The organism is Pontibacter sp. E15-1 (genome assembly GCF_022601975.1).
Taxonomy (GTDB): Bacteria; Bacteroidota; Bacteroidia; order Cytophagales; family Hymenobacteraceae; genus Pontibacter.
The window spans coordinates 1-13742 of the sequence record NZ_JAKVIR010000003.1; the positions used below are offsets into that span (position 1 = coordinate 1).

The following is a 13742-nucleotide window of genomic DNA, read 5'->3' on the forward strand; positions in this document are numbered from 1 at the left end:
TTCCCAAAGAAGATTCACGCTGTCACCAAAGAGGGGTTTCTGCTAAAGGTGCTTGGCTTCTTGTTAGCCAACCATTTTTCTTTTTACCTTTAGAGCCTACCACACAACTTGAGTTAAAGTATTATAAAATTATTGAGGACTCTTTCGACGAAAATGGAAATCCTATTAGGGAAACAGATTTAACAGAGATTGATGAAAAAATACTTAAGTTCTTTAATCAAGAAGCAATGGTAATAAGAAACGGGGAAGCTAATTTCGATATTAGATTAGAACCGATTGCTGAGCTCATAAGTAACTTGCGTAAACAAATATTTTTTGTTAAACAAAGAGCAATAGAGTTCTCCGAATCAATTGAATGTCAGCACAAAAATTTAATAATTGATGATGGTGAGAATAAAAGTTATGTGACTTTAATTAATGACATACATACGAGTTTAGAAATTGAATTAAATAAGGTCTTAATTGAAGAATAAAAAACCGAACACATAACAGTAGTAGAATATTTAGCTTTGGCCTCAGCATCCCACCTACCCCAAATTTTCCTAATTAATTCACTGTATCGCCGCGAAGCTTACGGAAGCGCTTTCGGGCCTCAGCCACATATATACTCCCCTTGTGCTTTACCAGCAGGTCGTTGTATAGCTGTTGGGCTTTTTCCTTCTCCTTCAGGTTCTCCTCATAAATATAGGCCATCCGATATAGGGCATCATCGCTCAGGATGTCGTATTGCGGGTTGCTCACGATCTTCTGGAGGTTCTCCACGGCTTTTGTAAAGTCACCAGTCCGCTCATATATTTTTGCCTTCTGGAAGTAAATCTCATCCGTCAGGCTATGGCTGGGGAACTTCTGCAGCATCGTGTCCAGGGCGGCCTGCGCCTCGGGCAGCTTGTTCTGGAACACCAGCAGATCAATGGCGGCATACTCCTGCATGGCCACGGTAGAGGTGTCGAGGCCGGTGTTGTCGGTAATCAGCAGGCTCAGGTTCATGGCGTCGTTGGCAATCTCGCGACTGGTGGCCAGCTTCAGGATGTCGAGGTGAGCCTGGGCAAGTTCAAAGTCGCCTTTGTAGTAATTGAGGCGGGCGTTGCGCAGCTTGGCCTCGTGCCCGATCGGCGTTTCCTTATGCGACTTCTCTACCTGCGAGTAGAGCAGCGTGCTCTCCCACGGCTCCCCCTTCAGCAGATAAATATCGCCGAGGGTAAGCTTGCTGTCGGCCACCAGGTTGGTGTTGGCCCGGGGCATGGCGATGGCCTCCTGCAGTAGCGCGATGGCCTTGTCCTTGTCGTCGAGGTAAAAAGCATACAAGCCCGCCATGTGTTGCAGCACTTCCATGGTCTCGGGTTTCCGCCCCACATCGTTCAGCAGCACCTCGTAGTCGGCCAGCAGGGCGCGTATCTTGTCCTGGCTCACCGGATAGGTATGCTGCACCTGTGCTTCGCGGGCGTTGATGAGGCGCTGTCGCGCCACCAGGTAGTAGGGGCCCTCCGGATATTCCTGCACAATGTAGGCAAAAGCCTCGATTGCGCCCTCGTAATCCTCGTTTTTCAGGCTGATCGTGCCCAGTTCCATCACGCGGGTGCCGCCGCTGCGGGTGCGCTTGTCTACGGCGCGGGCCTGCAGCAGGGCACCGTAAAAGTCGCGGCGCTGCACATACAGCCAGATCAGCAATTCGTTAAACGCCAGCTTGTCTGGCTGCTGCTGCACCCTCAGAATCAGTTCTTTCTCCAGCGCATCCACGTTCTTGTCTTCGCGCATGCTGCTCTGTAGCATGTTCTGCACATACCCCAGCTCATTTTCGTCGGCCTGCAGCAGGTTGAGCGCTTCCTTTACGAGGTCCTCTGTTTTCTGCCGGTACATGTATAGCGCGAGCAGTTGGCGGTTGTAGGCAAATGGGTCGTTGCTCTGCTGGCGGCCACGCAGGTAAGCCTTCTCGGCATAGTCGTAAAGCTCATTCTGGATAAATGCGTTGGCCACTGCCACCACGGTTTCCGGTGACGCGCCCGCGATCAGCTTCTCAAACTGCTTTGTGGCTGCCTCCTTGTCGCCAGCCGCCAGGTATACCCGGCCCAGGTCTACCTCGTAGGTTGGTACGCCCGGATAGCGCCTAACCGTTTTCTTCACCAGTTTCTCGGCATCCTTGTAGTTGCGCTGGGCCAGCAGCACCTTCAGGTAATCGGGGTATACCACGCCAAAGAGCCGCTGCTCTTCTATCAGTTTGCCATACAGCCCCTCCGCCTTGGCGTAGTCGCCCTGGCTCATGTACTGCCGGGCCAGTTCCAGTTCCTGCTGCTGCGCCCGTGCGGCTGGCGCAGCCAGCAACAGCAGCAAGAAGGCTACAATGTAGTATACTTTCGATCGCGTCATATTCTTCAAACGATGTGGTGGCACTTGCTTGTATAATCCGTGGCGCTGCATGGCTGGCCGGATGTATGGGTGGTATGTAGCCCGTTCCTTCTTTCTACTGCATTCTGCTTATCCATGACTATCCCGAGAATCAGTTTTTATCGGAATGTTCCCCGGCAGTATACCTGTCCTTACGAACGGTGCCTAGTTTATCGTGCGCTAAGGCCGGGAAAGCAAAAAGCCACTCATTGCGGGAGTGGCTTTTTGTATACTGAATTTCCGGCAGGTTAAAAGAACCTCACGCGGTTATCTTTGATGTCAGATTTCTCTTTGATCGCTTCAAATGCATCGTTCTCGGCGCGGCCAGCGCGTGTGGCGCGCAGCTGCTCTTTCACGTTCGTGAAGTCGTTGATTTCAGGGGCAGGGCTCAGTTGCGTCAGCTCTACCATCAGCACGCCTCCCTGGCCTTCAAACGGGGCCGTGCGGGCACCGGGCTTCAGGCCGAACGCCTTGCCAACGGCCACCGGCTCCACACCTATACCCGGTATGGCGGCAGAAGCAAGCGTTACGTTGTCCGCGGCTCTCACCAGGGCCTCAGCGCCATAGCTGGCGGCAATCTGATCAAGGGTACCTTTCTGGCTTTTCAGCTTCGCGATGATCTGTTGTGCCTTTACCTCGTTGCGTACGGCGGCAGTCAGTTCGTCTTTGATGTCCTCTACCTGCGCATAGCCTTTCTCGCGCTTGTTGGTGAGCGTGGCAACCACAAACTGGTCATCGATCTCAAACACCGGAGACACGTCACCTACCTCTGTGTCTTTGGCATATGCCCAACGCACCAGTTCACGGGCGTTGTTCAGGTTGTTCACCACGATGTTGTTTTTACCGATCGCGATGGCTTCTTCTTTCACCAGCGATGGGTTTTTGGCGGCATTCTCGTTAAACTCCTCGGTGCTTTTGCTGGTACCGGCCAACTCATCGGCAATGCCGTAAGCGGCATCGCGGGTTGTTTCGCTTGCCTCGATGGCGCGCTGCACGGCAGCCACCTGGTATGATTCCGTTGATTTAGGGGCAGTTATCTTCACCACATGGAAGCCATACTCTGTTTCCACCAGGCTAGGCAGCAAGCCTGGGCCCGAGGCGGCAAACACGGCGGCATCAAACGCTGGCACCATCCGGCCTTTAGAAAACCAGCCCAGGTCGCCACCTGAGGAAGCGGTGCCGTCTGTGCCGTATTGGGCAGCCATCTGGGCAAAGTCAGCGCCGTTCTTGATCTGCGTCAGCACGTCCTGTGCCTTGGTTTTGGCGGCGGCCTTTGCTTCCGGCGTTTCGTTTTCCGGTCGTATCAGGATATGGCTTGCCTTTGTGGCCACGTCTCCCTCTTTCACGTCAGACACTTTAAACAGCGACAGGGTGCCGTTCTGTGTGAACGGGCCATATACCTTGCCTTTCTGCAGGGGCAGTTGGTCGCGCAGTTGCTCAGGCAGTTCGCCCGGGTTGCGGTATGCGCCGTTGAATGGTGCGTCGGAGTTCGCGTTCACGAAAGAAGAGTCATTCTCCGATGCCGCAAACTGCTGCGACAAGGTGCTGATCTCCTGCGTGAGGTAGGTGCTGTCTTCGGAAGAAGCGCTCACCGGTATGGTCACGAACTGGACCGAGCGGCCTTCTTCCACCTTATACAGCTCTTTGTTGCGCTCGTAGTAGCCTTTCAGCTGGGCGTCGGTTACGGACACAGAAGAATCCGAAACGCTGAAGTAGGGCACGTATAGCACCTTCAGGCTGGCTGCGCTGTTCTGGGCGTTGTAGTACCTTTTTGCCTCCGCACCAGTTATGTACACCGTTTTGCTCAGCATGTTCATGTACTTGGTCTGCTTGCGGTCGTTAAAGATGCTCTGCTCGAAGTTAACCCACATCGGGCGGGCGTTGGGGCCCATCTGGTCCAGATTCTGCAGGTACTGCACCACCTGACTGCGGTCGAACTCACCTGTTTGCGGGTTCGTGAAGGCCTGCTTCACAGACGGGTGTATGTTGTTGCCCTGCACCATGTCCGCCAGTTCTTCTTCGGTGACGGTGATGCCCAGGCGGTCGTATTCTTTCTGAAGCGCAATCTTAAAGATCAGCTGGTTCCAGGCTTGCTCGCGCAGCATTGCCAGTTCGCCTTCGTTGGCGGCGCGGCCGGTGCGGTTTTCGTAATCTGCTTTTGCCTGTTGCAGCACCTGGTCAAACTCCTGATAGTCGATTTCCTCGCCGGCGATCTCGCCCACGGTGTTTGTATCGTTTCCCAGAAGCCTTGAGTTAGGGCCTAGTAAGTCGCCGCCTACCACAAAAACACCAAGCCCTATGGCAATGGCGCCCACGGCCCAACCAGACTTCTCTCTAATCTTGTTAATTAATGCCATTCTTTATTTAGATATAAAAGGATTGTGCAAAATAAGGTTAATCGCGTTAAAATTCAAAATTTTTATCCGCCAGTTTACCCGGCAGCATCTGCCTGATTCTCTGTGTTTTTTACCAGCTTCACGGCATCTATGCGGTTCTCATCCATGGTGAGCACCCCAATGGTATAGGGGGGCACCGACACTTCGTCGCCGGGCAGCGGTATCTCCCCAAATGCAGACAAAACTAGCCCGCCTAAGGTTTCATACTCTCCCTCGGGCAGGCCCATGCCGTACTTTTCGTTCAGGTAGTCAATCTCATGGCGCCCGCTCAGGATGTAAATTCCCTTGTCGGGCAGCACCTGCTCCAGCAGCGCCTGGTTCAGGTCATACTCGTCTTCTATCTCCCCGAAGATCTCCTCGATCACGTCCTCCACCGTCACGATGCCGGAGGTGCCGCCAAACTCGTCTACCACCACGGCCACGCTGCGGTGCTCCGACACAAACTTGACGAACAGCTCGCTGGCCAGCATGCTTTCAGGCACCATGCTCACCGGGGCCAGAATCTCGGAAATGCTGCCGGGCTGCTTAAACATGGCCAGCTGGTGGCAGTAGCCGATGATGTTGTCGATAGAGTCTTCGTAAACCAGTATCTTGGAATGGCCCGTCTCCACAAAGGCCTCCCCCAGCTCTTTTACCGATGCCTCCACCTCCACCGCCTTTATCTCGGTGCGCGGCACCATGCACTCGCGCACCTTCACGGTTTTAAAGTCGAGGGCGTTGTGGAAGATGAGCGGGTCAATCTCCGGGGCGTCCTCCTGCTCGGGGTGGTATAGGCGGTTTTTGATGAAGGCGTTGAGGTCGGTGAACCCGAACACCGGCTTCTCCTCAGAAAACTCGATCTTAAAGAGTTTCTCGGCCACCCACTTGCTCAGGCCCACAATCAGGAACACCACCGGGTATAGCAGGTAATACACCAGCAGGATAGGCACCGCCAGCACCCGCAGCATGCGGTTCGGGTCGATGGCGAAGAGGCTGCGGGGCAGGAACTCCGCCGTGAGCACCACCACCACCGCGGCCACCACGATTTGCAGCATCAGGATGAGCAGCCCGAACTGCAGGGCGTCGGGAAGGATGTAGGCGTACAGCACCTGGTGCAGCACACTGGCAATGGCCAGCCCGTACAGCACCAGCGCCAGCGTGTTGCCGATGAGCATGGTGCCCATCAGGCGGGCGGGGCGCTGCAGCAGAAACCACAGGATGCGCCCCGACAGTTCCCCGTTTTTCTCACTCAGCTCTATCTGGATTTTGTTTGCGGCCATAAAGGCCATCTCGATGCCCGAGAAAAAGGCAGAGAACAAGAGGGCAATTCCTAAAACGATGATCTGACTGGGGTCTACCATATATGCTTTGCGTCCGGGATCACTCAGGCACCGTGCTTCTTGTTGCGGTAGTAATACAGCATAAACAGCACCAGGCCAATCATGTAGAGCCAGTAGTTGCCGATAATATCCTGCTCTACGATGCTGCGGTGCACGCCGATCACCATCACCACAAAAGACAACGACAGTAAAATTATATTTGTGAGCTTTTGGTTCATTACTCTTTCATATCGATGATACCCGTGACGTCACGGATTCTGTAATTTGAGAAGTCCTGGTTTGCCTGCAGCCCGTTTCCCATGATGATCTGCTCCGGCGTCGTGATCCGCACGAACTTGTCGGTGTAAATCTTGGCCCGGCGCTTGTCCCAGTACAGCTCCTCTGTCTCGAGTTTCTCTTTCTTGGCCAGGTTCTCTACCACCACGTTGCCCCTTGCCAGGAAGAGGCTTTTGTTGCGGTCCTGCTTGCCGTAGTTGGCCTTCAGGGTAGAGGTTACCTGCCCTTCCTGCTCATAGAACTCCACGAAGAGGCCCTCTGGGAAAACCCCGTCACCCGTCTCAAACTCCTGTTGCAAGGGGGCCTGCAGCTTGATCAGCAGCTTTGCCGAGTCGCTGTAGAGCGTCACCACGTCATGGTTCTCCATGGTGGGGCCCGTGTACTTGGGCTCCTGGTCCGGGTCTCTCAGCTCTTCATTACAGCCGAACCCGAGCATGACCATCAGCGCCATCAGACTGGCTATATATGCGTGTCGCATTGTTGTCTTCCCTTCTGTTTGGTGTGAATTTAGCAAATTCTGCGCTATTGTGGCGCACTTCTCTGGCAGGCTGGTGTGCCATGTAAAAAGGCCGCTTCAAAAACGGCCTTTCATGTTGTCAGTAAATCGTGTGGCGGCGGTTAGTCTACCCTGCGCTTGATGAACCACCTGCTGTTTACCGTGAAACCGAGGCCGAACTGGAAGTAGTCTTCCTTGATCAGGCCGCTCTGGGTGGTGCCCCGCTCCCCGTAGCCAAACGAAACGCTCAGCTGGTACATGTCATACACGGTGGAGCGCCCGATCGGAAGCGTCGCCCCTGCCGTCACGCCTTTGTCCGTGATTCCCTGCCCGTTTTGCTGGTATGGCGTCTCGCTGTAGTAGAGTCCGCCACGGTACATGATGCGCTTGAGGTAGCTGTCGATGGCATTTGCGTTGGGTGTGTACTCGCCGCCAACGGCCATGCGGTAGCTGTCGCGCAGCTCGCCTGTCTGCCCCTCAAAGTTCTTGTAGTCAGACCATTTGTAGCTGACATACTCTGCGGCCAGGGTGAGGTTGGAGTTATTGTCGAGGCTGATCCCGGCTTTATAGTTAGACGGAAGAGTGACCTTGTTCTCAGAAGTGCTGCCCAGGACGGCGTCCGGCTCTGTGATCCGCTCAAATGTGAGCGTACGCTCGGCGTTCAGCTTCGAATCGAAACTGTATACCCCACCGGCGCTCAGAAAGAGCTTGTCCGTCAGTTTCTGGCGATAGTTGGCCCCTGCCTTAAACAGGAACCCGCGGTAGTTGGTGCGGTCAACCAATGAGACGCGCTCTTGCTGCACCGACTCCAGGTTGGGGTCGCTCACGATACTGGCCGACTCGCTGGCGATGTTGCCGAAAAGGTAAGACGCGCTTCCTCCCACGGTAAGGCCTCCGGTAATTTTCACGCCGTGCGCAAAGTAGGCCTCCGACAGCCCGCCGCTGCCCACATACTGCTTAAAGAGCGTAGCCTCGGGGTTGCCCTCTATCGGGCTGGTTACGGTGGTGGTATAGTTTACGGTGGAGAACGGGCGCAGACCAGTGGCAGCGCTCCAGCGCTTAGACACCGGCACAGAAAGCGACAGATTGTGCAGGTTTCCGTTCCCGTCTACCTGCGAGTTGCTCTCGTTGCTCACGCGCTTTACCTGCCCTGCAATCCCCATATCAAAATTGGTAATGCTGTTGTAGTACAACAGGGCGGGGTTGGAGGTGTTCACCTGATAGCTGTTGCCGGAGCTCACGCCTATGCCCGCCATACCGGCGTTGCGGATGTTACCGTAGTTTTCGTTTATTTCGCCCAGCCCGAAGCGGGAATATGGAGTATTGCTGATAAGCTGTGCTTGTGTGGTATGCGCCATACACAGCGCGGCAAGGCCAACCAGTACTCGGAGTGTCTTATACATTATGTGTCAATATTCTGTGAAGCCCGATTAAGACCAGTTCAGGAATTACAAAGATGCGTCCTTTTAAGTTACTTTCAAAAAATCCGGCATCGCCCCCGCAAAGTATAACCACCAGATCGGCAGCTTTTTCGGTATAGGCCTGGATAAAGCCGTTCAATTCGGCCACGGTGCCTGCCAGCACACCGCTGCGGATAGACTCCTCGGTGGTTTGGCCCGTGAGCGGAAACGCGTCTCCGGTTCGCTGTACTAACGGCAGCCGCTGGGTAAAAGTGTGCAGGGCTTTGAATTTCATGGTAAGGCCCGGCGAGATGCCGCCGCCCTGGTAACAGCCTTCGCTGTCTATAAAATCATGCGTGATGCAGGTGCCGGCGTCAAACACCAGACAGTTGCGGTTTGGGAAGAGGTAACTGGCCCCCACTGCCCCCGCTATCCGGTCTACGCCCAGCGTCTGGGGCGTTTTATACCGGTTAGAAACAGGCAAGGCTGTCTGCGCCGTCAGCTCCACGAGCTTACCGGTTACAGACAGCCTCTGCTGTATGGGTTGCGTGCTTTGCGCCACCGAGGCGACAATGGCATGGGCAAAGGCCTGGTTCAGGAGCTCTTCGGGCAGTTGGTCCTGCCCTTCAAAATACCCCTGCCTTACCAGCGCACCCTCTTCTGAGAAGATGCCATACTTTGTGCCGGTGTTCCCGATGTCGATGGCGACGCTGCGCATATGCCTACATAAAGTACTTCAGTCGCACCACTTCTTTTTCGGAGAGATAGCGCCAGTTGCTGCGCGGCAGGTCTTTCTTGATCAGGCCGGCATACTGCACGCGGTCCAGCGATATCACCTCATACCCGAGGTGCTCGAAGATGCGGCGCACAATGCGGTTACGGCCGATGTGGATTTCCATACCCACAAACTTGTTCGACTCACCCAATAGGGCTACATCGTCTACCTCCGCCTTGCCGTCCTCCAGCTCTACGCCTTCGGCTATTTTCTTGAAGTCCTCTTTGGTGAGGGGCTTGTCCAGCTCTACCTGGTATATCTTTTTGATGCCGTTAGAGGGGTGTGTCAGCTTTTGGGCCAGCTCGCCGTCGTTGGTGAACAGCAACAGACCGGTTGTGTTTCGGTCGAGGCGGCCAACGGGGAAGATGCGCTCCGTGGAGGCATTTGCCACCAGGTCCATCACCGTCTTCCGTCCTTCGGGGTCGTCTGTCGTCGTCAGGAAATCCTTTGGCTTGTTGAGCAGCACGTATACCAGCTTCTCGCGGTTCAGGATTTTCTTGCCATACTGCACGTTGTCGGTCAGCTGCACCTTAAAGCCCATCTCCTTCACTACCTCGCCGTTCACCTTTATCTCGCCTGCCTCAATCAACAGGTCCGCCTCGCGGCGCGAGCAGATACCGGCATTGGCGATAAAGCGGTTCAAACGGATAGATCCGTCGTCTTCGCCTTCCTCCTTGCGGTTTTCCTTTTTGATGCGCGGGTTATCCTTGTAATGGCTTAGGTTGTAGGTTGGCGTGGTCGGCACTTCGTTGGCGTTCTCATCAGACGGGCCGTTAGGGCGCTTGCGGTCGCTGTAGCTGCTGCTCTTTGCGCCTCTGTCGTTGCCGAAGCTGCGCTTCTCGCCATAAGATGGCTTATTGTCACGGCTATAGGGGCGGTCTCCGCCTTCTCTGCGGTCAGCGCCAAACGGCTTTCTGTCGCCGCTCTCTCTTCTGTCATTTCCGTAAGAGCGGTTTCCATCATCCTGTCTTCTTCCGGGGCTATAGCTTCTGCGCTCTCCCTCATCGCGCCGTGGCCTGTCGTTGCCGAAAGGCCGCTTTTCGCCGCCTTCTCTTCTATCATTGCCAAAAGAACGCTCGCCTCCTTCTCTTCTGTCGCTGCCGTAAGCGCGTTTCTCTCCGCCTTCGCGTCTGTCCGGGCGGTCTGCGTTATATGGTCGGCGCTCGCCACCGTCGCGGCCCGGTCGGTTAGAGTCGAAAGAACGGCGCTCGCCGCCATCCCGTCTGTCATTCCCGAAAGAGCGTCTTTCACCACCTTCTCTTCTATCACTTCCAAAAGAGCGCTTTTCACCGCCTTCTCTTCTATCACCTCCAAAAGAGCGTCTTTCGCCGCTTTCTCTTCTGTCTGGCCTGTCAGTGCCGTATGGCTTCCTTTCTCCGTTGAAAGGCTTGCGCTCGCCATCTTCTCTTCTGTTTCCGTAAGCGCGTTGCCCGCCGCCTTCGCGTCTGTCCGGGCGGTCTGTGTTGAACGACCTGCGCTCTCCGCCTTCGCGGTTTGGTCGGTCTGAGTTAAATGAACGGCGCTCACCGCCGTCCCGTCTGCCCGCGCCGGAATCGAAGGAGCGTCGCTCGCCTCTGCCTTCCGAACGGTCGTCTTTGTCCCGCCTGTTAAATATTTTCTTGCCGTCGCGGTCGTTGTTCACCGGCCTGCCAGAAAAGTTTCTGTCAGCGCCTCTTCTGCCTTCCCCTGCGTTGCCGCGGTCAGGTCTTTCATTGTCTCTTGCCATGTTACTATAGTTATGGATGCAGTATCGCTACTGTACCTTTTGTGTGTGCAGTATTAAGGAATAAGGTTGGATTATAGTTCAAAAGGGGGCTTCACTGGCTAGTCGGCTGTTTGGCCGATCGTGTTTTCCTCGGTGGAGAACTCTTTCAGTTGCGGAAGGTCTTTGATGTGGTTGATGCCGAAGTAGTCCATGAACTTCTGGGACGTGCCATACAGCACCGGGCGGCCAATGGTATCGGCCTTTCCCTTGATCTCGATCAGTTCTTTCTCCAGCAGTTTATGGACGGCGTAGTCGCATCCCACGCCGCGGATCTGCTCCATCACCGACCGGGTGACGGGCTGCTTGTAGGCAATGATGGCCAGCGTCTCTAAGGCAGACGCCGACAGTTTTTTCTTTGATTTGTGTTTGAGGTACGTGCTGATAGTGTCCTGATACGCGGGTTTGGTCAGGAACTGGTATCCGCCCCCGATGGCATAAATCTGGAAGGCGAACCCGCTTTCAGCCAGTTGCTCGTTTACCGCCTCAACTGCCTCCAGCACATCGCTCACCAGTATCTCTTCCATCCCCAGCGCTTCCTGCAGGCAGCGCTGGATTTCCTCGATGCTGATGGGTGACTGGGCACAGAAAACTAGTGCCTGAATATGGTTCTGCAGAATATTCAAGTGGTAAAGGTAAGAGTACGGGTACTAATCGTTACGCTGAAGCTTGGCCTCAATAGAGTGCTGTGTGTGCGGCACGGCGCGCAGGCGCTCTTTCGGGATCAGCTTGCCTGTGACGATGCACACGCCATACGTCCCGTTCTTGATGCGGATCAGGGCGTTCTCCAACTGCTGGATGAACTTCATCTGCCGGGAGGCCAGCTGGTTTAGGCTCTCCTTCTCTGCCGTGTCTGCACCGTCTTCCAGCACTTTGGTGGGCGACGCCGTGTTGTCAGTGCCGGAATCGTTGCGGCGGCTTAGGGTCTCTTTTATAAACGTCACTTCTTTGCGCGCATTCACCAGCTTTTCCTGAATGATGCTCTCAAACTCTGCTAAATCCTCTTTGGAATAGCGCTGATTTTCTTCGTTTGTATTCATTTCACTGAATTAGAACTTGTTATAGCTTAACCTCTGAAAATAATGGCCTAACTAACTACATTACACTCTAGGGGTATAGGCGCATAACAGAAGCAAACCGGTTTTAGTTTAAATCGCTATATATACCCGCTTAAATCTTCAGCTCAAACTACCGCCAGGGGGGTAGTATAAAGTCTAAATTTCGTGCAAAAATAGCAGTAATATCCATACTTTGCTACCGGTACGTAATATTTAACAAATTAATCTTCGGTATAATTGCCTCACCATCTGCCGCATAATAAACCTTTGCCGTAGGCAGGTTCTGGAACGGATGTTGCTCTACCGGCCACGCATACTGTTTTGCCACTTTTAAGATACCAAACCGATGAAAAGACTCGCCTTGACGGCCTTATTTACCCTTCTGCTTGCTGTTGTGGCCGTAGCGCCTGCCAGCGCACAGGCACAGCGCAGGTCCACCTCTGCCACCCCCGACCGCAGCACCGTCCTGAAGGTGAACGTGCTCAGCCCGTTTGTGCTCACGGCCTCCGGCTTTTTGGAGCACGCTTTCAGTCCTAACATCAGCGCGCAGCTGGGGGCTTTTACCACAGGAGCCTCGATAAAGGACGTGGATTTCAAAGGGTATGGATTTACACCGGAGATCCGCTACTATATTTCGGACAACGCCCCAAGCGGCTTTTATGTAGCCGGGTATGGCCGTGTGCTGAACTACAAGCTGACCGTGGAGGACAAGGAGAAAGGGGAAACCTACGAGGCAACCTATAAGCCTATCGGGGCCGGTGTGGCTGCCGGTAACCAGTTTATCTTCAACAACGGTATTTCCGTTGACCTGTTCCTCGGGGTAGGCGTGAACGGCGGCAGTCTGAACATTAAAACGGGCACAAACGACGACTTTGACCGTGGCCTCCTGGATTATGTGCTGGGCAGCGGCGTCAGGTTCAGACCCGGCCTGACGGTGGGCTACAGCTTTTAGGCTACTGCTATACCCTTTGCACAAAAACAGGAGCGCCCCAGTTCTTAAGTGAACTGGGGCGCTCCTGTTTTTATACATACGTGAAATCGGGAATATAGCGGTTATCTCAAAACTTATACAGCCTTATTCCATAGCCTGCTTTGCGCTCCACGCCTGGGGTAGGGGCCCTTCTTAAGCTGGGGCGCGTTTTCCCGCTCGGCACTGTGTACATTTCCTGCCTAACGGCTGCCACTGACGTGGCACCGGAAATATACAAGGTGCCTCTCGGAAAAACTGGGAATCATTTTGCCTTGTTCTGACAGTAGATTACAATCAATGGCTTGAAACTTCATTTTGAAGTTTTTTAAACTACAGTAATTTCCAAGTTTACTTTATACATGGTAATCCGTAGCGGCAAGCTCGCCGTTATCCGACTACTTTATACCCTTAGAAGCTCAGCATCCGGATAACGGCTGCCGCGGCCTCCACGCCTTTGTTGCCGTGCTTGCCGCCAGCTCTGTCCAGCGCCTGCTCCAGGGTATTGGTGGTCACCAGGCCAAAGGACACTGGCTTGTTATACTTCATAGACACGTGCGTAATGCCCTGTGCCACGGCATTGTTAATATAATCGTCGTGCTTGGTATCACCCCGAATCACGACGCCAATCGTGATGACAGCATCAATTTCCTCCTGCTGGGCCAGAAACTGGGCTCCGAGGGTAAGCTCGAAGCTGCCCGGCACGGTGTTCACAAAAATGTTCTCTTTGGCTGCGCCGTGCTGCAGCAGCGTGTCTACCGCCCCCTGGCACAACGTGCCGGTAATGTCATCGTGCCATTCAGACACAACAATCCCAAACTTCTTCTCCGAGATGTCCGGGAATTTATCCTGATTATACTCGCTCAGGTTTTTTAGTGATGTCGCCATGCTGGTTTGTTATTCGTTGCTCG

At 54.2% G+C, this 13742-nt stretch carries 13 protein-coding genes; 2 read left to right on the forward strand and 11 right to left on the reverse strand.

Translation table 11 applies throughout. The features are described from left to right. Positions 1–473 (forward strand): hypothetical protein (locus MKJ04_RS02645; RefSeq protein ID WP_241639072.1); only part of this gene is annotated, 473 nt, incomplete at its 5' end. A 73-nt stretch (positions 474–546) separates the two neighbouring features. Here the strand turns inward: MKJ04_RS02645 and MKJ04_RS02650 are convergent. The 10 genes from MKJ04_RS02650 to MKJ04_RS02695 form a co-directional block, all read right to left on the reverse strand. Beyond that, on the reverse strand, positions 547–2364 hold the full coding sequence (locus MKJ04_RS02650) for a tetratricopeptide repeat protein (RefSeq protein ID WP_241639074.1): 1818 nt from the start codon (positions 2362–2364) through the stop codon (positions 547–549). 266 nt (positions 2365–2630) lie between these two features. Then, a complete protein-coding gene (locus tag MKJ04_RS02655; RefSeq protein WP_241639076.1) occupies positions 2631–4739 on the reverse strand; it encodes a peptidylprolyl isomerase in 2109 nt (702 codons plus the stop codon). Positions 4740–4813: 74 nt separating this feature from the next. Beyond that, on the reverse strand, positions 4814–6118 hold the full coding sequence (locus MKJ04_RS02660) for a hemolysin family protein (protein WP_241639078.1): 1305 nt from the start codon (positions 6116–6118) through the stop codon (positions 4814–4816). Between the two features lie 23 nt (positions 6119–6141). Continuing rightward, positions 6142–6315 carry a hypothetical protein gene (locus MKJ04_RS02665; protein ID WP_241639080.1) on the reverse strand — a complete coding sequence of 58 codons (174 nt, stop codon included), beginning with the start codon at positions 6313–6315 and terminating at the stop codon, positions 6142–6144. Then, a complete protein-coding gene (lptC, locus tag MKJ04_RS02670) occupies positions 6315–6851 on the reverse strand; it encodes an LPS export ABC transporter periplasmic protein LptC (protein WP_241639082.1) in 537 nt (178 codons plus the stop codon). The genes MKJ04_RS02665 and lptC overlap by 1 nt, the downstream gene beginning before the upstream one ends. A 140-nt stretch (positions 6852–6991) precedes the next feature. Continuing rightward, entirely contained in the window at positions 6992–8272 is a 1281-nt protein-coding gene (locus MKJ04_RS02675; RefSeq protein WP_241639085.1) for an OmpP1/FadL family transporter, read from the reverse strand. After that, positions 8265–8987, reverse strand: coding sequence for a type III pantothenate kinase (locus tag MKJ04_RS02680; RefSeq protein WP_241639088.1), 723 nt, complete (start codon positions 8985–8987; stop codon positions 8265–8267). The genes MKJ04_RS02675 and MKJ04_RS02680 overlap by 8 nt, the downstream gene beginning before the upstream one ends. A gap of 4 nt (positions 8988–8991) precedes the next feature. Continuing rightward, on the reverse strand, positions 8992–10770 hold the full coding sequence (locus MKJ04_RS02685; RefSeq protein ID WP_241639091.1) for a pseudouridine synthase: 1779 nt from the start codon (positions 10768–10770) through the stop codon (positions 8992–8994). Between the two features lie 98 nt (positions 10771–10868). Then, positions 10869–11432: an SMC-Scp complex subunit ScpB gene (gene scpB / locus MKJ04_RS02690; RefSeq protein ID WP_241639093.1), complete on the reverse strand. Its 564-nt coding sequence runs from the start codon at positions 11430–11432 to the stop codon at positions 10869–10871. A 24-nt stretch (positions 11433–11456) separates the two neighbouring features. After that, on the reverse strand, positions 11457–11846 hold the full coding sequence (locus MKJ04_RS02695) for a TraR/DksA family transcriptional regulator (protein ID WP_241639095.1): 390 nt from the start codon (positions 11844–11846) through the stop codon (positions 11457–11459). 364 nt (positions 11847–12210) lie between these two features. Here MKJ04_RS02695 and MKJ04_RS02700 point away from each other — a divergent pair, with 364 nt between their 5' ends. Further along, positions 12211–12816, forward strand: a complete 606-nt coding sequence (locus MKJ04_RS02700; RefSeq protein WP_241639097.1) for a DUF3575 domain-containing protein — start codon at positions 12211–12213, stop codon at positions 12814–12816. Between the two features lie 426 nt (positions 12817–13242). On the opposite strand, the gene ribH is transcribed toward MKJ04_RS02700, so the two are convergent. Further along, the gene (gene ribH / locus MKJ04_RS02705; RefSeq protein WP_241639099.1) at positions 13243–13719 is read right to left on the reverse strand and encodes a 6,7-dimethyl-8-ribityllumazine synthase; all 477 of its coding nucleotides are present in this window, start codon (positions 13717–13719) and stop codon (positions 13243–13245) included. Positions 13720–13742 lie beyond the last annotated feature (23 nt).